The sequence below is a fragment of the Aeromonas sp. BIGb0405 genome (genome assembly GCF_024807335.1).
Classification (GTDB): domain Bacteria; phylum Pseudomonadota; class Gammaproteobacteria; order Enterobacterales; family Aeromonadaceae; genus Aeromonas; species Aeromonas rivuli.
The window spans coordinates 691,582-709,663 of sequence record NZ_JANUEP010000002.1; the positions used below are offsets into that span (position 1 = coordinate 691,582).

Annotated in this window: 16 protein-coding genes; 7 read left to right on the forward strand and 9 right to left on the reverse strand. The window is 59.8% G+C overall.

The window, feature by feature from the left end; genetic code table 11:
- Positions 1-111: 111 nt before the first annotated feature.
- On the forward strand, positions 112-2,016 hold the full coding sequence (gene speA / locus M2366_RS07970; RefSeq protein ID WP_259269384.1) for a biosynthetic arginine decarboxylase: 1,905 nt from the start codon (positions 112-114) through the stop codon (positions 2,014-2,016).
- 145 nt (positions 2,017-2,161) lie between these two features.
- Here the strand turns inward: speA and M2366_RS07975 are convergent, their stop codons facing one another.
- Complete coding sequence (locus tag M2366_RS07975; protein WP_259269385.1) at positions 2,162-4,228, reverse strand: bifunctional diguanylate cyclase/phosphodiesterase; 2,067 nt, start codon at positions 4,226-4,228, stop codon at positions 2,162-2,164.
- A gap of 435 nt (positions 4,229-4,663) precedes the next feature.
- On the opposite strand from M2366_RS07975, the gene M2366_RS07980 reads away from it, so the two are divergent.
- From M2366_RS07980 to M2366_RS07995, 4 genes are all read left to right on the forward strand, one after another.
- A complete protein-coding gene (locus M2366_RS07980; RefSeq protein WP_042043402.1) occupies positions 4,664-5,044 on the forward strand; it encodes a VOC family protein in 381 nt (126 codons plus the stop codon).
- A 206-nt stretch (positions 5,045-5,250) separates the two neighbouring features.
- On the forward strand, positions 5,251-5,556 hold the full coding sequence (locus M2366_RS07985) for a hypothetical protein (RefSeq protein WP_224430779.1): 306 nt from the start codon (positions 5,251-5,253) through the stop codon (positions 5,554-5,556).
- 36 nt (positions 5,557-5,592) lie between these two features.
- Positions 5,593-6,135 carry a DUF4823 domain-containing protein gene (locus tag M2366_RS07990; protein ID WP_259269386.1) on the forward strand — a complete coding sequence of 181 codons (543 nt, stop codon included), beginning with the start codon at positions 5,593-5,595 and terminating at the stop codon, positions 6,133-6,135.
- 130 nt (positions 6,136-6,265) lie between these two features.
- The gene (locus M2366_RS07995; protein ID WP_259269387.1) at positions 6,266-6,514 is read left to right on the forward strand and encodes a DUF1272 domain-containing protein; all 249 of its coding nucleotides are present in this window, start codon (positions 6,266-6,268) and stop codon (positions 6,512-6,514) included.
- A gap of 200 nt (positions 6,515-6,714) precedes the next feature.
- On the opposite strand, the gene M2366_RS08000 is transcribed toward M2366_RS07995, so the two are convergent.
- Positions 6,715-9,858, reverse strand: coding sequence for a DUF3427 domain-containing protein (locus tag M2366_RS08000; RefSeq protein WP_259269388.1), 3,144 nt, complete (start codon positions 9,856-9,858; stop codon positions 6,715-6,717).
- A gap of 364 nt (positions 9,859-10,222) precedes the next feature.
- Positions 10,223-11,584 carry an NADP-specific glutamate dehydrogenase gene (gene gdhA / locus M2366_RS08005; RefSeq protein WP_259269389.1) on the reverse strand — a complete coding sequence of 454 codons (1,362 nt, stop codon included), beginning with the start codon at positions 11,582-11,584 and terminating at the stop codon, positions 10,223-10,225.
- 644 nt (positions 11,585-12,228) lie between these two features.
- Here gdhA and rluF point away from each other — a divergent pair.
- Positions 12,229-13,239 carry a 23S rRNA pseudouridine(2604) synthase RluF gene (rluF, locus tag M2366_RS08010; RefSeq protein ID WP_259269390.1) on the forward strand — a complete coding sequence of 337 codons (1,011 nt, stop codon included), beginning with the start codon at positions 12,229-12,231 and terminating at the stop codon, positions 13,237-13,239.
- A 43-nt stretch (positions 13,240-13,282) separates the two neighbouring features.
- Here rluF and M2366_RS08015 read toward each other — a convergent pair whose 3' ends face one another.
- Positions 13,283-14,527 (reverse strand): cyanate transporter, encoded by a 1,245-nt coding sequence (locus M2366_RS08015; RefSeq protein ID WP_259269391.1) that lies wholly within the window; start codon positions 14,525-14,527, stop codon positions 13,283-13,285.
- Positions 14,520-14,996: a nucleoside deaminase gene (locus tag M2366_RS08020; RefSeq protein WP_259269392.1), complete on the reverse strand. Its 477-nt coding sequence runs from the start codon at positions 14,994-14,996 to the stop codon at positions 14,520-14,522. The genes M2366_RS08015 and M2366_RS08020 overlap by 8 nt, the downstream gene beginning before the upstream one ends.
- Positions 14,997-15,102: 106 nt before the next feature.
- On the opposite strand from M2366_RS08020, the gene M2366_RS08025 reads away from it, so the two are divergent.
- On the forward strand, positions 15,103-15,954 hold the full coding sequence (locus tag M2366_RS08025; RefSeq protein ID WP_259269393.1) for a LysR family transcriptional regulator: 852 nt from the start codon (positions 15,103-15,105) through the stop codon (positions 15,952-15,954).
- A 3-nt stretch (positions 15,955-15,957) separates the two neighbouring features.
- On the opposite strand, the gene M2366_RS08030 is transcribed toward M2366_RS08025, so the two are convergent.
- The 4 genes from M2366_RS08030 to M2366_RS08045 form a co-directional block, all read right to left on the reverse strand.
- Positions 15,958-16,425 carry a GyrI-like domain-containing protein gene (locus M2366_RS08030; protein ID WP_224430771.1) on the reverse strand — a complete coding sequence of 156 codons (468 nt, stop codon included), beginning with the start codon at positions 16,423-16,425 and terminating at the stop codon, positions 15,958-15,960.
- 54 nt (positions 16,426-16,479) lie between these two features.
- Positions 16,480-16,635, reverse strand: coding sequence for a pleiotropic regulatory protein RsmS (rsmS, locus tag M2366_RS08035; protein ID WP_224430770.1), 156 nt, complete (start codon positions 16,633-16,635; stop codon positions 16,480-16,482).
- 82 nt (positions 16,636-16,717) lie between these two features.
- Positions 16,718-17,185, reverse strand: a complete 468-nt coding sequence (locus tag M2366_RS08040) for an acyl-CoA thioesterase (protein ID WP_042043416.1) — start codon at positions 17,183-17,185, stop codon at positions 16,718-16,720.
- Positions 17,186-17,232: 47 nt separating this feature from the next.
- Positions 17,233-18,078, reverse strand: a complete 846-nt coding sequence (locus tag M2366_RS08045; protein ID WP_259269394.1) for a DMT family transporter — start codon at positions 18,076-18,078, stop codon at positions 17,233-17,235.
- Positions 18,079-18,082 lie beyond the last annotated feature (4 nt).

The window sequence follows — 18,082 nt, forward strand, 5'->3', positions numbered from 1 at the left end:
GTTATTCGCCCCAGCAGGCAGCTTGGCTTGCCACTATTTGCAATCGATGGTCTGGATGTGATTGAGGGTAACGAAGGCGGCTTCACGCCGCTCATTTGCGAGGCATAGCCCATGACTAACTGGTCCAGCAAGGACTCTTTGAAGGTGTACAACGTTCCCTACTGGGGTGCGGGTTTCTTCAATATCAACGACGCCGGTCATGTGACCGTTTCGCCCGACAAGACTCGCCCCGAGGCACAGATAGTATTGTCTGACGCCATCGAGCAGCTGCGTCAATCTGGCTTGACCACTCCTGTGTTGCTGCGTTTCCCCGACATTCTCAAGAGCCGGGTCGATGCCCTGTTCAACGCCTTCGGTCAGGCCATCGAGAAGTCAGGCTATGAGGGCGACTACCTCTGTGTTTACCCGATCAAGGTCAACCAGCAGCGCCGCGTCATCGAAACCATCAGCCAGTCTTATAGCGACAAACCGCGTCTGGGTCTGGAAGCGGGCTCCAAGCCCGAACTGCTGGCCGTCTTGTCCCATCATCACGATCGCGGCTCCGTCATCGTCTGCAACGGTTACAAAGACCGTGAATACGTGCGTCACGCCCTGCTCGGCAACCTGATGGGCCACAAGGTCTACATCGTGGTCGAGAAGCCCTCCGAGCTGGAGCTGGTGCTCGATGAAGCCAAGCGCCTCAACATCAAGCCGAACATAGGTGTGCGTGCCCGTCTGGCCTCCACCGGTTCCGGCATGTGGGAATCGAGCGGCGGCGCCATGTCCAAGTTCGGTCTCTCCGCCTCCCAGATCCTGGCGCTGGTCGAGCGTCTGCGCGGCCTGGGCCAGCTTGACTGCCTGCAATTGCTGCACTTCCACCTGGGCTCACAGATTGCCAATATCCGTGACATCCAGGGTGGCATCCGCGAGTGCGGCCGCTTCTACGCCGAGCTGCGTCGTCTGGGCGCCGATATCGACGTGGTCGATGTGGGCGGTGGCCTGGGTGTGGACTATGAGGGCACCCGCTCCCAGAGCCACTGCTCCGCCAACTACAGCCTGTCCGAATACGCCAACAACGTGGTGTGGGGCATCGGCGACGTCTGCCGCGAGTTCGACCTGCCGCACCCGACCATCATCAGTGAATCTGGCCGGGCACTGACCGCCCACCATGCGGTGCTGGTTACCAACATCATCGGCGCCGAAGGGGCCGAGATGAGCGAGGTACATGCGCCTGATGCGGATGCGCCTACCCTGCTGCAGAACATGTGGAAAGGCTGGCTTGAGCTCAACCACGAGGAAGATCCCTCCCTGCTGGAGCTGTTCCATGACTCCCTGGCCGACCTGACCGACGTCAACGCCCAGTACACCATGGGTCTGCTCAACCTGGAGCAACGGGCCTGGGCCGAGACGCTGCACCAGAACACCTGCTTGAAGCTCAAAGAGAAGCTCAACCCGGTGAACCGCAGCCACCGCGCCCTGGCCGATGACTTGAACGAGAAGCTGGCCGACAAGTGTTTCGCCAACTTCTCCCTGTTCCAGTCTCTGCCCGATGCCTGGGGCATAGGTCAGGTGTTCCCTGTCATGCCCCTGGCTGGCCTGGATCGCCCGCTGACCCGTCGCGGTATCCTGATGGATATCACCTGCGACTCCGACGGTCAGGTCGAACACTATGTGGATGGCCTGGGGGTGGAGAGCACCCTGCCGATGCCGGAATATGGCGAGCACGAAGAGTGCCACGTCGGCTTCTTCCTGGTCGGCGCCTATCAGGAGATCCTGGGGGATCTGCACAACCTGTTCGGCGACACCCACTGCGCGGAAGTGTGGCTGGATGACGAAGGCAAGATGGACATCCGTAACGTGGTGCGCGGCGATACCGTCGAGCAGCTGCTGCGTTACGTCAACATCGATCCTTCCGTGATCCGCGAGAGCTATCAGCGCATCGTCTCCCATCCGTCCCTGGACGATGAGACCCGCAAGGCCCTGCTCGAAGAGCTGGATCTGGGTCTGCAAGGCTATGCCTATCTGGAAGACGAATAAGCCAGCGGCTTGTTCATCCCGTCACGGTAGAAAGACGGGGATCAAAAACGGCGCCTCTTGGCGCCGTTTTTTATGGCCTGAACATTTGGCTCATGGCAAAGCAAGCAGCAGGTCAGTGGTTGCGAGTCTGGACAAGGGCCCAGCCTCAGGCCGGGATGGCTTCGTTGGCGGCGCAGTGGGCCAGCAAGCGGTCTGCGGGCATGGGGCGGCCGAGCAGATAACCTTGCAGGGTGTCGCAGCCAAGGCGCACCAGCAGCGCCTGCTGCTGGGTCGTCTCCACCCCTTCCGCCACTATCCGCATCCCCAGGGTGTGGCCGAGGGCGATGATGGCGCTGACGATGGCGGCATCCTCTCCCGTCTGGCCGAGGGAGGTGATGAACCCCTTGTCTATCTTGAGCTCATTGGCGGGGAAGCGTTTGAGATAGAGCAGGCTGGAGTAGCCGGTGCCGAAATCATCGATGGATATTTTGACGCCCAGCTCGGCCAGCCGGTTGAGGATGAGCAGACTCTCCTCGGCATTCTCCATGGCGGTGGACTCGGTGATCTCCAGGGTCAGGTGGCGGGCCTCCAGCCGGTGACGGCACAGGGCCTCTTCGACCACCCCCAGCAATCCCGGACTGGCCAGCTGTATGGTGGAGAGGTTCACCGCCAGGCTCCACTGCTCATGGCCTGCCGCCAGCCAGCGGCTCATCTGGCGGCAGGCTTCATCGATGACCCAGTTGCCGATGGGAATGATGAGCCGGGTCTTCTCCGCCAGCGGCAGGAAAGTGGCGGGGGAGATGGCACCATGGATGGGATGCTGCCAGCGCAGCAGCGCCTCGACGCCGATCACCTGGCCCCCCTTGGCCTCGTACTTGGGTTGATAGTGCAGTGCCAGCTCGCCCCGCTCCAGGGCGTGGCTCAAATCCTGTTGCAGCAAAAACTGCTGGTGGGCATTGGCGTTCATGGCGCTGTCGAAGAAGAAGTAGTCGTTGCGGCCCCGCTCCTTGGCGTAATACATGGCGGCATCGGCATTGAGGGTCAGCTCGTGCAGGCTGGTGCCATTATCCGGATAAATGGCGATGCCGATGCTGACCGTGATGTGCAGGTGGTGGTGTTCGAGCTGATAGGGTCTGGCTATCTCGGCCAGCAGTCGCTTGGCGAACAAGCGGGTCTGGGCCATCTCTCCCGGCGCCAGGGCCAGCACGAACTCGTCCCCCCCAAAGCGCGAGGCGGTATCGCCGCTGCCGAGCAACCCCTTGATGCGTTCAGTGACTTCGAGCAGCAACAGATCGCCGGTGTGATGACCGTGGGCGTCGTTGATGATCTTGAAGCCGTCGAGATCGAGAAACAGCAGGGCGAAGCGCTGCCGACTGTGCTGGCAGCGCTTGATGCTCTGGGCCAGCCGATCGGCAAACAACAAGCGGTTTGGCAGGCGGGTCAGGCTGTCATGGAGCGCCAGCTTGACCAGTTCGTCGTGAGCCTGGTGCAAGGAGGAGGAGAGGCGGGCATTTTGCACATCCAGCATGGAGAGAATGAGGGCGATGGCAAACACCGTCAGGGTCACGATGATGACCACCAGGGCCAGCCACTTGGCATCCAGCCCGGTATAGAGGGCGCCGCACAGGCTATCGACCGGGAACTGGGCCGCCGCCATGCCGGTGTAGTGCATGCCGATGATGGCAAATCCCATCACCAGGGAGGCGAGCGCCTTGCTGAAGAAGGCGCGCTGGGTGTGCTCTCGCAGGCGAAAGGCTATCCAGAGCGCGGCGCCGGAGGCGAGCACGGCGATGACAATAGAGAGTGCGAACAGGCTCGGCAGATAGTGAATGGCGGGGGTCATCATCATCGCCGCCATGCCGATGTAGTGCATGGCGGCGATGCCCAGCCCCATCAGGAGGGCGCCGCCTGCAATATGGCTCAAGGGCAGGGTGGCGCGGCTCACCAGCCAGAGCGCGAAGGCGGACGAGCCGATGGCCGTGATGAGGGAGAGACCGGTCAATGCCAGATCGTAACCGAGGGCGATGGGCAGCTTGAAGGCGAGCATGCCGATGAAATGCATGGACCAGATGCCAAGCCCCATGGCAAAGGCGCCCCCGGTGAGCCAGAAAGCGGCTGCGCGCCCCTGACTCTGGCTGACCCGGCTCGTCATGTTCAGCGCCGTATAGGAGGCGAGCACCGCCACCAGAATGGAGAAAAAGACCAGTTCCTGGCTGTAATAACTGTCGAGCATGGGAGGCGTCATGAGCACGTCTAATAACCCTGGGATGAATAACCGGCCTGAGCCATGGCAAAGGTGATCTGGCAAATTGGGCGGCGATTGTACACCAGGCCGGGTATAAATCAGCGAGATATAGAGGCGGAGAGTGACTTTAAAGCATCTTTCGGAAGGTATTGCACATCTAGTTGATATTAATGACATTTAATATTCATTATCACCGCTTTTACATGGCTTTTTATATTTGGCAGTGGCACTGCTGGTTGCTGGGTTCCAAATATTCCCACTGGAAATAAATGGTTATTGCGCTGCGCTCACTGTTTGGTGACAAATAGATAGGCCGACGCGCTGCGCCGTTATTTCAGTCTCGGCGTCGATTGTGAGCTGACGCCGGGATTGCGGAGTCGTTATGATGGCAGAGGGTGTAACCGGAGCAGACAAGGAGTCATCATGATCAGTCACATCGACCATCTGGTATTGACGGTCAGCGACATAGAGCGGGCGGTGGGGTTTTACAGCCGCGTCTTCAAGATGGAGCCCATCACCTTCGGAGCGGGACGGCGGGCGCTGCGCTTTGGCAACCAGAAGATCAATCTGCAACTGCTGGGGCAGGAGCCGCGCAACCGGGCACAGGTAGGTTCGGGGGATCTCTGCCTCATCAGCCAATGGCCCCTTGGTGAGGTGATGCGCCATCTGAGTGAGCAGGGGATCCCTCTGATTGAGGGGCCGGTGACCAAGTCCGGTGCCATGGGAGAGATCTGTTCAGTCTATTTCCTCGACCCCGATGCCAACCTGATCGAAGTGAGCGTCTATCCTGAGTCTCGGAACTAATGGGCGCACAGTGACGCGGGTTGTCCGAGCGTCATGCACAAGGAGGTGAGGGTGGATCCGGTCAGTTATCTGTTTTCGGCGTATCTCAATCTGGTGCAGCAGCTGACCGATAGCATGGGAACCGAACTCAATACTCAGGTAGTGGAATATCAAGGGGAGCAGGTGCCCTTCTCCTACCTGTGCGTTGGCGGGTCAATGAGCAGAGCGTGTGCCGCCGCTACGAGCAGGATGTGGTGCGGTTTAGCCAGTGCACCGTCAAGGCGGCCTCGCTCTTTGGCGAGCGTTGTCAGACGCTGACAGCCAAACAGGACGCGGTCAGCCCCAACATCAAGCGGATCTATTGCCACGCCGCCCTGAATGACAAACCCATGATCGCCGAGATTGGTCGCGCCAGTACCACGTCAGAGCAAGCGGCAGAGCGTGCCTGCAATCAGGCAATCCTCGTGGCCATGAACTCTGCGGATGAGCGACTGCTGGCTCGACGCGACACGTTATGTGACGGTATTGAGTAGCTAACAGACATCATCAATGATGGCCAAGGAGGCGTGATGAGGCAGATTGCGAACAATATTGGGTGCTGGCTTGCCTTGGTGTGGGTCGGCCAACTGCTGACGGGATGTGCCGACAGCCATCAGGTGCACCTCTCCCCAGAGCTGCCATCTCCCAGGATCCAGGCCGGGCAGAGCCTCTATGTGGCCCTCGCCAGAGATGGCGCTTATGGAGAGCACCATTACCCGGGCTCCGGTCTGATGTTGAGTCAGGCGATAGCCACGCCGCTGCTCAAGCGGCTAACCCGGGTCGAGTTGGCGCGTCATACAGAGAACCTGAATGAAGCCCTGTCTAGTGCCCGAAAGGGGGGATATGACCTGCTCTGCTACCCCCAGATCCTGCACTGGGAAGACAGGGCTACCGAGTGGTCCGCCCGCTCCGACAAGGTGACCGTCAAACTGACCCTGTTCGAGGTGGCCAGTGCCAATACGCTGCGTTCGGCCCTGATTGAAGGCCAGAGTGGTCTCGCTACTTTTGGGGGGGATCATCCCCAGGATCTCTTGCCCGCGCCCCTTGAGGCGTTTACAGACAGCCTGTTCTGAGGAGGCTCCCTGCCTCCTTCATCGGACGTTCGCCTGATATTCTGTCCGGCGGTGATGGGATGGAATTGATACACATGAAGCCATAGCCCTTAGCAACCAGTCGCCCTCAAGGGGTGGTTCAGGAGTCAAGATGCTGGAACTGAGACCCAACTGTGAGTGCTGCGATCGGGATTTGCCCCCTGAGTCGGATCAGGCGCTGATTTGCAGCTATGAATGTACCTTCTGCGCCTCCTGCGCCGAGCAGCGGCTTGGGGGGATCTGCCCTAACTGTGGCGGCAACCTGGTGGCACGGCCTATTCGCCCGGCGGCGCGGCTGCTCAAAGACCCAGCCTCCAGTCGGCGAGTGCTCAAGGCCACCGGCTGCGCCAAGCAAGGATAGAGGAGAGGGGTTAATGGGGACCGATCTATCGTTATTTGGTCTGCTTAGCGGCGATGTTGACCTCGACTATGTCACAACCTAGGTACAAAAGTTGCCGCAAAATATCTTCTGCAAACTGATCGATGACAGTATCGACATGATTGGGTACCAGCCCTCATGAAAACACCTCGCGGATGAGCGAGGTATTTATCTAACAGGAGTTAACCAACTGCCAGTTTGGCCGCTTCTTTCCACATAAAGGGTGGCATCGGAGTGGTGAGGTGCCATTTAATGTTCATTGGCTGGCTGCCGCTGTGGGAGACGAACTCCACCTCTCCAAAGTTCACGAAGCCAAGAGTGCGGCCAAACTCATCGTTGCTCTGCTCACGGACAAACAAAAACATGCGTTTACCGCTATCTCTGTGCTGGATATAACTCAACCCCTTACCACGATCTGGACGAGCGCTATTTTGGCTTTGCCAATGGAACAGCGACTCGTTGATGGCGTAGTCGTGATAACGGGTGGTGGGAGAGAAGTGCTGCTCCGTTTTGTTTAGGGTCACAAACAGCAGCTCAATATTCTGCTCTGCAATAACAAACACCCCTTCACGAGCTGACGGTTGCTGTTCGAAATTGGTGGCACCAAAACCAACTAACACCTGCTCTCTGGCATAACGGGCATGTAGCCGTAGCGGATTGTCGGGAAGGTGGGGCATTGCTAACTGCTCGTGTTGAACCCGATTGATCAACAGGGGTAACAGGTCTGCCAGTTCAGCCCTGAGCTCCGAGTGTTCGAGCCGCTTAAGGCTCTGCGCCAGGGTGGCAAAACCCGCCTTGGGACCGCTCTGTTGCCAGAAGTCGTAATGGCACATCAGGGCCATGCGTTCATCCAGATCAGGAGTGAGTGCAAAGTGTCCTGCGACCAAAGCCTGCAGGAACTGAAGGTAATGGAGCGCATCACAGCCCAACAGCCGGGTTTTGATGGCACGGGTGTAGAGGGTGTGCAACTTCTCATCGGTGAATTCAGAAACGGTGTGGTTGTGAGCCTCTTTGACCAAGGCGTTCCAGTTACCGCGCTTGTAGATCTCCTCAAGGCTGATATGAGGGTAAAAGTTCAAAAAGTTCGCCAGGGTCAGCGGTAAATCGCAATCCTGTGAGAAACGGCGGATCAGGCCCATGAGTCGCGAGGTATTGAGGGTCGCCTTCTTGATATTGCTCAGGATCAACTCTTGAGTTTGCTTCGAGAGCTCGATGCGGCATCCCAAGGGGGCATGGGGGAAGCCCTGTTTGATTTCGTGGCTAATTGCCTTATTGGTTTTACCCACAAATGCTCGGAATTTCTGGGCAAAGTCATACTCCGCACGGGCATTGCCGACAAAGTCCAACACTGTGCAGCACTCTTTATCGTTTGCCAGTCGCAGGCCACGCCCTAATTGCTGTAAGAAGATGGTGAGGCTTTCCGTTGGCCGTAAAAACAGCAAGGTATCGACTTCCGGGATATCGACACCTTCGTTGAAAATATCCACTACGCAGAGAATGTTGATAACGCCTGTGCGCAAACCTTGTTGTTTACTATGCCGCTCGTCGCGGTTATCGCTGGTGAGAATGTCCGCCTTGATGCCCTTGAGTAAAAAGGCCTTACACATAAAGGCGGCATGGTCCCGGCTCACGCAAAATGCCAGTGCTTTGATCTTGGTAATATCGGTGACGATCTCATCGAGGCTCTGGACTATCTTCTGCACCCGTTGCTGATTATGGGTATAGAGATTGGTGAGTTCTGTGATGTCATAGCGGCCATTTTTCCAAGCGACTTGGCGTAAATCTGTATCATCGTCGATGCCAAAATATTGGAATGGACAAAGATGGCGACGATTGATGGCTTCTGGTAGGCGGATTTCGGCTGCGATCACGCCACAAAAGTCCGCAAGAATATCACCGCCATCGTGGCGCTCAGGCGTGGCGGTCAATCCCAAGAGAATGTGAGGGGAAAAGGCGGCGAGCAAGCCACGATAACTGTCTGCCGCAATATGGTGAACCTCATCGATGACGATGTAATCGAAATAGTTTGGGCTAAGACGAAAATTAGTCAGCTGATTATTCAAGGATTGCACCGAGGCAAAAAGCTGATGGTAGTGGGTAGGCACGGCGCCACCGACCAAGAGTTCACCAAAATTGGATTGCTTGAGCACACCGCGGTAGGAGGCCAATGCCTGGCGCAAGATCTCCTCTTTGTGGGCGATAAACAGAAACTTGGCGTCGGGTTTTGTTTTCAGAAAACGCGCAAAATCAAAGGCGGAGATCAGGGTTTTTCCCGTACCGGTGGCCGCCACAACCAAGTTACGAAAGCGCTGATGTATAGAGCGCTCCATCGCCAATTGCTCAAGGATCTCCTGTTGATGGGGAAACGGCGTGATATCAAAGAAATAGGCAGGACTATTTTTATCCCCATCCCCACGGGCCTCTTGCAGCGCATGCTGTAATTTTGTGCGGCTTTCTAGCTTGCCATCAAACAGTTCAAAATCATCGGATTCCCAATAGGTTTCAAAGGTACTCAGGGATTTCTCGATAATATGAGGGATCTCTTGCGAGGTGATTTTTAGGTTCCACTCCAAGCCACTGGTGAGGGCAGAATGAGATAGGTTGGATGAACCTATATAGCCGGTATGAAAGCCGGTATTTCGGCAAAAGAGATAGCTCTTGGCATGCAACCGCTCGCGCTGGGTGTTGTAGCTGAGTTTGACTTCGGTGTTGGGCAGGCTGGCTAAAAATTCAACTGTCTTGGCGTCGGTTGCCCCCATATAAGAAGTGGTAATCACTTTTAATTGGCGGCCACTGCGGGTGAACTCCTCGAGCTCATGGCGGAAAATACGGATACCTGCCCATTTGATAAATGAGACCAGCCAGCAGATGCTATCTGCCGATAATATCTCTCGTTTGATCTCTGATTCCATCGACAAACCCGCATTGCTGCCGCAAAAAAGCTCACTCTGGGTCAGGCCCGTTAGAGGAAAAACATCTTCGGCATATTGTTTTAAATTGGCGGAAATAGGGTTATCCAACTGGTAGAGCGCTGTCAGTATTTTCCCCTGACTATCGATGAGATTCTCGCTAATAAAGTCCGGGTCTTGCGTGCGATCTTTTAGCCACAGTAATAACTGGTTAGCCAGTTCAATCTGCCGTTGTAGCTGATCCTCTCCCGTGACCGAGCCCACCGCGTATTCCAAAACCCGGCTAAGAAAACGTGATAACCAGACGGCCGCTTCGGTTGATTCAAGCCGGCGTTCCCCTACGTAAAAGCGCTCGCGGTCGAGTCGAGATGTCAGCAGTTGAGTGATGAGTTGTTCATAAATACCACATTGTTGCATCGCTGCTGACCTTGAGTCTTGTGCATAAGGGAGAGCAGAATATCATTTTTTGTAACTAAATCAGTAAGCTGTTCTCTTATACTACTCCTTTGAAAATCAATCTGATTGCTAGCGGTACAAACAGACGGTAGCTAGCGACAAGGAGGAGGTGATGGTTCCGGTTTCTAGGGAACTGGGGCGATTCAGGCACCGAGTCCAAACGCTTATGGTGAACTAACGATGAGGATGAGTCGCTCTCTTTCAGTTCTGACAAATCAGCTGAAAACGTCTGTAGCCCCCAGTGATAGTCCCACGTTGGCTGACATAAAAAACGCGGCAGCCCAAGGGCTGCCGCGTTGTTCATTTTGTCCGGCCATGGTCTCTGTCAGCAGACCCCTTGCGCCAGCATGGCGTCGGCGACCTTGACGAAGCCGGCGATATTGGCGCCGCTCTCGTAGTTCACGTGGGCCTCGTCATCCTGGCCCTGTCCATGTTGGCCATAGCGCACGCAGGTGGCGTGAATGCTGGTCATGATCTCCTTGAGGCGCGCATCGACCTCGTCCCGGCTCCAGGAGAGGCGCTGGGCATTCTGGCTCATCTCCAGGCCCGAAGTGGCCACGCCCCCCGCGTTGGCCGCCTTGCCCGGGGCAAACAGTACCCTGGCCTCATGGAAGAGCTGAATGGCGGCAGCGCTGCTTGGCATGTTGGCGCCCTCCGCCACCAGCTGCACGCCGTTGGTGATGAGGGTTGCGGCATCCTCTTCCCCCAACTCGTTCTGGGTGGCGCAGGGCAGGGCGACCTGAGTCGGCAAGTGCCAGGGGGAGCGGCCGGTGAAGAACTCCAGCCCCAGCTCGTGGGCGTAATCGGCGACCCGCTTGCGCTGCTCGTTCTTGAGCGTCATCAGGCGAGCCAGTTTCTCGGGGGTGAAGCCGTCGGGATCAAAGACGGTGCCGCCGGAGTCGGAGGCGGTGATGACCCGGGCGCCGAGTGCCATCGCCTTCTCGATGGCGTATTGCGCCACGTTGCCGGAACCCGATACCGAGACCGTCATGCCTGCGAGGGATTGTCCGCGATTGGCCAGCATGGCTTGGGCGAAGTAGAGCAGGCCGTAGCCGGTGGCTTCGGGGCGAATGAGGCTGCCGCCAAAGGAGAGTCCCTTGCCGGTGAAGACGCACTCGGCGCTGTTGGTGAGCTTCTTCATCATGCCCGCCATGTAGCTCACCTCGCGCCCGCCGACGCCGATGTCACCGGCTGGCACATCGGTGTTGGCGCCCAGGTGGCGATAGAGTTCCAGCATCAGCGCCTGGCAAAAACGCATCACTTCTCCCTCGCTCTTGCCTTTGGGATCGAAATCACTGCCGCCCTTGCCGCCGCCCATGGGCAGGGTGGTGAGGGCATTCTTGAAGGTCTGCTCGAAGGCGAGGAACTTGAGCACCGAGAGATCCACCGAGGGGTGAAAACGCATGCCCCCCTTGAAGGGGCCGATGGCCGAGTTGTGCTGGATACGATAGCCACGGTTGACCCGCACCTGACCCCGATCATCCACCCAACTCACTCGAAACTGGATCAAGCGCTCCGGCTCTACCAGCCGCTCCAACAGGCCGTGCTGCAAATAGTGGGGGTGACGTTCGATGAAGGGCCAGATGGAGGCAACCACCTCACTCACGGCCTGGATGAACTCGGGCTGATGAGGATTGCGGTTGGCCAGCTGGGCCAGGAAATCCGTCTGGGAAAGGGAATGGCTCATCGGTAACTCCTGTATGGGATGATGAAATAGGCGTCTGTCAGAAAGCGAGTCAGGCCCCGCATGAAAGGTTATTTTTTAATTGGTAGTCAGTGCGGGTAAATATTCGAATCCATGGCCCGTTTTAAAAAAAATATTTTATTTAGGCCCGAAGCCACGGCGATCGTGGCGCTTACAGCAAGATAATTCGCGTGAACGAAAATCTTTTTATGCATTTTTGATTAATAAATAGCAAGTTTTTTTTGGTGCCAAGTGACACAGGGGCAAGCTGGCTGCATAGCCAGTGAATGCGTCTCGTGCGAGGAGTGCGGGCAAGGTCGTCGGCCTGCACCGCGTCTTGATGTGCCCATTGTTGGCCGCACTCTGTGTTCCGCTGAATGTGGGAGTGGGTGCTTGTGCCGTTGTGGGCCTCATATCGGGCCTTGCGATCGCGTTATTGGGGAGGGCGGGGGAGAAGTATCCGGCGAATGGATCGGGGCAATATGCTACTGTAGCGGCGCTTTTTTGAAGAATGCGCAGGCTTTGACCCTTTTGAAGACGCTTTTTTGCAGATGCTTTTTGTAGATGGAACAGTATGCAGACTAACCCGATGACATGGCTGACTCAGCCGACAACCCTCCTCAACCCCATATTCTGGCAGGTGACCCATGCTGGCTGATGAATCCATGCGCCTGAACAAATACATCAGCGAGAGCGGCATCTGCTCCCGTCGTGAGGCCGATCGCTTCATCGAGCAGGGCCAGGTCTTCATCAATGGCAAGCGGGCCGGGATCGGCGATCAGGTGTTTGCCGGGGATCGGGTCTTGGTCAACGGTCAGGTGATCGAGGCGCGAGAAGCCGACAGCCTGGTGTTCATCGTGCTCAACAAGCCGGTGGGCATCGTCTCCACCACGGAGGCGGGGGAGAAGGACAACATCGTCGACTTCGTCAACCACAGCACCCGTATCTTCCCCATCGGCCGACTCGACAAGGACTCCCAGGGGCTCATCTTCCTGACCAACCACGGGGATCTGGTCAACAAGATCCTGCGGGCGGGCAACGATCACGAGAAAGAGTACCTGGTGACCGTCGACAAGCCGGTGACCGATGAGTTCATCCGCGGCATGGGCGCCGGGGTGCCGATCCTCGGTGCCATCACCAAGAAGTGCAAGGTGAAGAGAGAGGCTCCCTTCGTGTTCCGCATCACCCTGGTGCAGGGGCTCAATCGCCAGATCCGCCGCATGTGCGAACATTTCGGTTTCGAGGTCACCAAGCTAGAACGCATCCGCATCATGAACGTCAGCCTCAAGGGGCTGCCGGTGGGGGAGTGGCGCGATCTCACCGACGACGAGCTGATCGAGCTGTTCAAGCTGATTGAAGACTCCTCCTCTGAGGTGAAACCGGCCAAGGGGGAGAAGCCCAAGACCCCGGCGGCGCAAACCGCCAAATCGGCCCAGGGCAAGAAGCCCCGCCGGGACGATGACCACGAGATTGGCGGACGCCCCAATGTGCCGGGCCCCTCGGCGTTTGAGAACAAGAGCCCAGCGGGCAAGGGCGGAGCAGGCAAGGTGACTGCCGGTAAAGGCGCCGCTGGCAAGGGCGCTCCGGCCAAGGGTGGCAAACCGGCTGCGGGCAAACCGCGTTCCCCCCAGGCCGGACGGCAGAAGAAGGGGCGCTAAGCTCGCCCCTCATCCCATAGTGATCTCTCCCAATACACCGACCTCAGGCCGGTGTATTGCTATGGGCGGGCAGCGGGGCCGGGGCATCACTCTCGGGCACTGCGGGCAGTCGCATCGCGCTCGGGTAGTGCGAGGGGTTGAGGCGCAGCACCAGCAGGCTCATCAGCGCCAATCCGCCGAGCTGCCACTGCCAGGCGGCGGCGAAGTCTCCGCTCAAGTGGTGCAGGCGCGCCGCCACCCAGGGGCCGGTGGCCGCCAGTATGAAGCCGACCCCCTGCATCAGGGCGCTCAGGCTACCGGCGCGTCTAGGGTCTGGCAGGTGATCGAGCGCTATCACCATGATGAGGGAGAAGCTGCCGCCGAGCCCGGCGCCGCACAGCATGCACCAGAGGATAGGGGCGGACTCCGGGGCGAGCCAGAGGCCGCCAAATCCCGCGACCTGCAACAAGATGGCGAGCCCCATCCAGGGGCGCCTGTCCTCCTTGCGCGCCGCCAGCATGGGCAGGCCGAGACCACTCAGGGTCTGGGCCAGCGCCAGCCAGGCCACCAGTTCTCCCCCTTGCTGGGCACTCAGGCCCTGCGCCATGTAGGCCGGTGCCAGCCAGGCCACGACGATGCCATAGCCGCTGTTGATGATGCCAAAGCAGCCGATCAGCAGCCAGCTGCGGGGCAGGCCTATCAGTCGCGGTTCCCCCCGGGGTGGCAGGGCCTTGGCCACCACAGGTAATCGTACCCGCCAGCCGAGCCAGATCAGCGCCAGCAGCACCGGCAGGCTCCACAGGGCGAGCACCCGCGACCACTCCAGCTGGCTCGCGAGTTGGGGGCTGAGGATGGCGCCGAGCGCCCCGCCCCCCATCATGCAGGCAGAAAAAATCCCCATCACCAGCGGGACCCGCTGGGCGAAGGCCCCCTTGATGAGACCGGGCAACACCCCCTGCACCAGGGCCGAGCCGAGGCCACAGAGGGCGGCGCTGGCGATGAGCAGGGCGCCGCTGCTCACATCGAAGCGCAGGGCGCTGCCGAGTGCCAGCAACAGCAACGCCGTGGCCAGCAGCTGGCGCGGGCTGGCCAGGCGCAGCAGGGCCGGGGTGAACAGCACACCGACCCCGATCAGCAGCAGCGGCAGCAGGGTTACCCAGGCGAGATTGTCCATGCCAAGCGCGAGGCGCCCGTCGATCCGTCCCACCAGCGGGCCGATGGCGGTGAGGAAGGGGCGCAGGTTGATGCCAATCAGCATCACCAGCACCAGCAGGGCACCGCGGCCTTCCTGAATAGATGGCTTACTCATCGGCGTCAGGGCCGTAGAGGGCGGCGGCACTGATGGGGCTCGGCAGCTTGATGAGCGGTAGCGGCGGGGGCGACAGGGGGATCTTTAGCCGGGCGTAGCTGGCGGCGCTGTCAAAGCCGAAGGGGGCTGCATCCTGATTGTCGAAGGCGTAGTAGACGGCGCTGATGCCGTTCATCACCAACGCGCTCAGGCACATGGGGCAGGGGTGGCCGCTGGCGTAGACCACGGCGCCCTTGAGGGCGCCGTGCTGGCTGGCGGTGCGCAGCGCTTCGAGTTCGGCATGGCGGGTGGGATCCCCGGCCAGGTGCATCAAATTGACGGCGCTGGCCAGCAGTTGACCATCGCGTACCAGCAGGGCCGCGAAGGGGCGCCCCCCCTGGCGTCGGTGATCAAGGGCAAGTTCGACCGTTTGTACCAGCCAGGCTTGATGGGTCGCCAGGGAGCCATCGGGTATGGAAGTGTCAGTCATATGAAGTGGCCGCTTGTGGAGTCTGGTGACAGGCTAGCCGCTCGCGCTATTATGGGGAAATTAAATGATTCAATGCCAATCAGTAATTTTTCAAATGGAGTCACCCATGCTGGATCCCCAATTGCTGCGCAGCTTCGTTGCCATCGTCGATACCGGCAGTTTCACCCGCGCCGGTGAACGGGTTCATCTGACCCAATCCACCATCAGCCAGCAGATGCGGCGACTCGAGACTCAACTCGGTTGCGCCTTGTTGGACAGGCGCGGCGGTCAGGTCACTGCGACGGCTCAGGGGGAGACCCTGCTTGGCACGGCGCGGCGCATCCTGAATCTGCTCGCCCAGGCGGAGCAACAGGTGGCAGAGGCGAGCCAGCAGCTCACGCTGGGAGTGCCGGAAGATTTTGCCGCAGGCGCCATGACCCGGGTGTTGGCCCGCTTCGCTCGGGACTATCCCCAGGTGCGGCTCGAGGTGATGAGCGGACTCAGCCATGAGCTGTGGCAACGCTTTGCCGCAGGGGAGCTGGATCTGGCGCTGGTCAAGCAGAGGCGGGGCCAGGGCCAACCCAGGGCAATCTGGCCCGAACTGATCGCCTGGGTCGACAGCCGCGACTGGCCTGCGGCAGGACGGGATCCCCTGCCGTTGGTGGCCTTTCCAAGCGCAGGACTCTATCGCGACGAGATGACGGCGGCGCTGGACGCCATGGGGCTGCGCTGGCGCATTGCCTATGTCAGTGCCAGCCTGGCTAGCTTGCAGGGGGCGGTGAGCGCCGGGATCGGGGTCAGTTTGTTACCCCAGCGGCTGTTGCAGGAGGGGCAGGTTAGCCTGAGTGACTGGCCCGCCCTCGCCCCGGTCGAGCTGGCCCTGCATGTGAGCGCTGAGCGGGGCGAGCCCCTGGCCCGGCTCGCCGAGGCGCTGATCACCCTGTGCGATGAGGTGATGACAATGAATGACCGGCATTGAGGCTCAGGCCAGCTGTTGACGTGGCACCACGGCGAGCCAGATCTCCATCTCGCCGATGCCGTTGATGCCATCAAACTGCGGGGAATAGCGCTCGAAATCGGGTTTATGGGCTGATTGATATTGAGACGCTGCCAGCCAGGCCAGCGCCTCTTGCCAGCGGGCAGGCAGGGCGCTGACATGGCCCTGATGGCAGAATACCGCGTAGGTCTGGGCCTCGATCCGCATCCGCCCCAGCCCCGCGGGCAGCGCCGCCAGGCTGGCCACTTCCAGGGCGCACATATATTCGAAACGGCTGTCATCGCCCCCGCACATCACCCCGTAGGCATATTCACCGAGTTGGCCGGGCAGGGGCCAGAGCTGACCGGCATCCCGCCATTGGCGCCCAATGTCTGCACTGGCTGCGTCGTGCTGACGGCGCAGGCCGCCGAGCAACATAGGACGGCCTTGTTCGAAACGCTGGGGTTGGCTCATGCTGCGCTTCCTCGACGGGAATGGGGGCGGTCTCGGGCTAAAACCGTCTTGGGATTAGTGCTCGGCCCCTGCGGCCAGCTTGCGCTCATAGTCCTGACGGACGATGGCGAGCGCCGCCAGGGCCAGGGCGGGGGCTATCTTGTTGGTTTCCAGCAGCTCGATGAGATCGACGGCGAGCTGCACCTCTGCGGGGGCACTTTCCAGGGACATCTTGGTTTCTCGAATAGAAGGGACCCGCCATTATACAGCCCGGAGCGACGGATACACGCCCCGCTGGCCGGGGCGCATGCGGTCACATGTGCTGACGCATCTCCTTGTCGAGCTCTTCGCGCAGGGCCATCAGCTTCTTGGCGTACTGCTGCAAGCGTAGATCCTGCTCGCTCACCGGCTGCCACTGGGGCACGGGGCTCGGCTTGCCGTGCTCGTCCATGGCCACGAAGATGATGATGCAGTGGGTGGTCTTGTGGCGAGCCGGGTCGGTGGGGTGGCGGCTATAGACATCCACGGCCAGGTGCATGCTGGTGGTACCAGTGTGGATCACCTTGGCATGGACCTCGACCAGCTGGCCTATCTGGATGGGACGCAAAAAGCGAATGCCCCCCACATAGACGGTGACGGCATAGCCGCCACACCAGCCGGCGGCGCAGGCGTAGCCGGCCTGATCGATCCACTTCATCACCATGCCGCCATGGACTTTGCCACCGAAGTTGACATCGGCGGGCTCGGCGAGAAATTGCAGGGTCAGTTCACGGGCACTCATGGCACTTCCTTATCTCGTATGCTACCCGGGGCGTAGTGTGCACCGGATCATTGGGATTGAGAGGGCCGTCCCCATATGACCAGGGCGATGCCCCCCAAGATGGCTATGGATGACAATAACAGCCGCATTGACCATGACTCATCCAACCAGATGAGCCCGCCGAGGGCGGCGAGCAGAGGCACCAGCAGCTGGACGCTGGCGGCCAGGGTGCGGCCCAGCTGGGGCAGCACCCGATACCAGAGTGCATAGCCGAGCCCGGAGGCCAGCGCCCCCGAGGTCAGGGCGTAGCCGATGGCCAGCGGGCTGGCCTCAAGGTGCCCAAGCCACAGGTAGAGCAGGGCCGCCGGCAGACTGGCGCGCAGGAAGTGGCCGGCATTGGCGGCGATGGGATCGGCAAAGCGTGAGGCCCGCAGGGTGTAGCAGGCCCAGGCGATGCCGGCGGCTATCATCAAAGCCGCCCCCAGAGGATCCGGCGCCGTGATGCCGGGCAGCAGTAGCAGGATCAGTCCCGCCATGGCGAGCAGCAAACCGGCCCACTGGCGAGGGGGCAGGCGTTCACCGCGTAGCAGGGGCGGGGCCAGCATGCTGAGCTGCACGGCGGCAAACAGCAGCAGGGCGCCGGTGCCCGTGGTCAGGGTCAGGTAGGCAAAAGAGAAGGCCGCGCCATAGCCGATGAGGGCCAGGGCGCCGCCCCAGTCCCCCTGGCGGGGCTGTGGGGGACGACGGAGCGCACAGAGCAGCAGCAACATCAGGGCGCCGCTGGTCAGGCGCAGCAGGGTGAACAGCGCCGGATCCATCCGCTCGTCGAACAGGGCAAGGCGGCAGAGCAGCGAATTGGCTGCGAACGCCATCAGCGTCAACAGGGTCAGCAGCAGCAGGCGTGGCAGTGGCATTTAT

Coding starts and splice junctions, on each gene's coding strand:
- rsmS (WP_224430770.1), bottom strand. CDS start 16,635: ATGTCCCTGGAAAGTGCCCCCGCAGAGGTGCAGCTCGCCGTCGATCTC.
- M2366_RS08015 (WP_259269391.1), bottom strand. CDS start 14,527: ATGAGTAAGCCATCTATTCAGGAAGGCCGCGGTGCCCTGCTGGTGCTG.
- M2366_RS07995 (WP_259269387.1), top strand. CDS start 6,266: ATGCTGGAACTGAGACCCAACTGTGAGTGCTGCGATCGGGATTTGCCC.
- gdhA (WP_259269389.1), bottom strand. CDS start 11,584: ATGAGCCATTCCCTTTCCCAGACGGATTTCCTGGCCCAGCTGGCCAAC.
- M2366_RS08030 (WP_224430771.1), bottom strand. CDS start 16,425: ATGAGCCAACCCCAGCGTTTCGAACAAGGCCGTCCTATGTTGCTCGGC.
- M2366_RS07975 (WP_259269385.1), bottom strand. CDS start 4,228: ATGCTCGACAGTTATTACAGCCAGGAACTGGTCTTTTTCTCCATTCTG.
- M2366_RS07980 (WP_042043402.1), top strand. CDS start 4,664: ATGATCAGTCACATCGACCATCTGGTATTGACGGTCAGCGACATAGAG.
- speA (WP_259269384.1), top strand. CDS start 112: ATGACTAACTGGTCCAGCAAGGACTCTTTGAAGGTGTACAACGTTCCC.
- M2366_RS08040 (WP_042043416.1), bottom strand. CDS start 17,185: ATGAGTGCCCGTGAACTGACCCTGCAATTTCTCGCCGAGCCCGCCGAT.
- M2366_RS07990 (WP_259269386.1), top strand. CDS start 5,593: ATGAGGCAGATTGCGAACAATATTGGGTGCTGGCTTGCCTTGGTGTGG.
- M2366_RS08025 (WP_259269393.1), top strand. CDS start 15,103: ATGCTGGATCCCCAATTGCTGCGCAGCTTCGTTGCCATCGTCGATACC.
- M2366_RS08020 (WP_259269392.1), bottom strand. CDS start 14,996: ATGACTGACACTTCCATACCCGATGGCTCCCTGGCGACCCATCAAGCC.
- M2366_RS08000 (WP_259269388.1), bottom strand. CDS start 9,858: ATGCAACAATGTGGTATTTATGAACAACTCATCACTCAACTGCTGACA.
- rluF (WP_259269390.1), top strand. CDS start 12,229: ATGCTGGCTGATGAATCCATGCGCCTGAACAAATACATCAGCGAGAGC.
- M2366_RS08045 (WP_259269394.1), bottom strand. CDS start 18,078: ATGCCACTGCCACGCCTGCTGCTGCTGACCCTGTTGACGCTGATGGCG.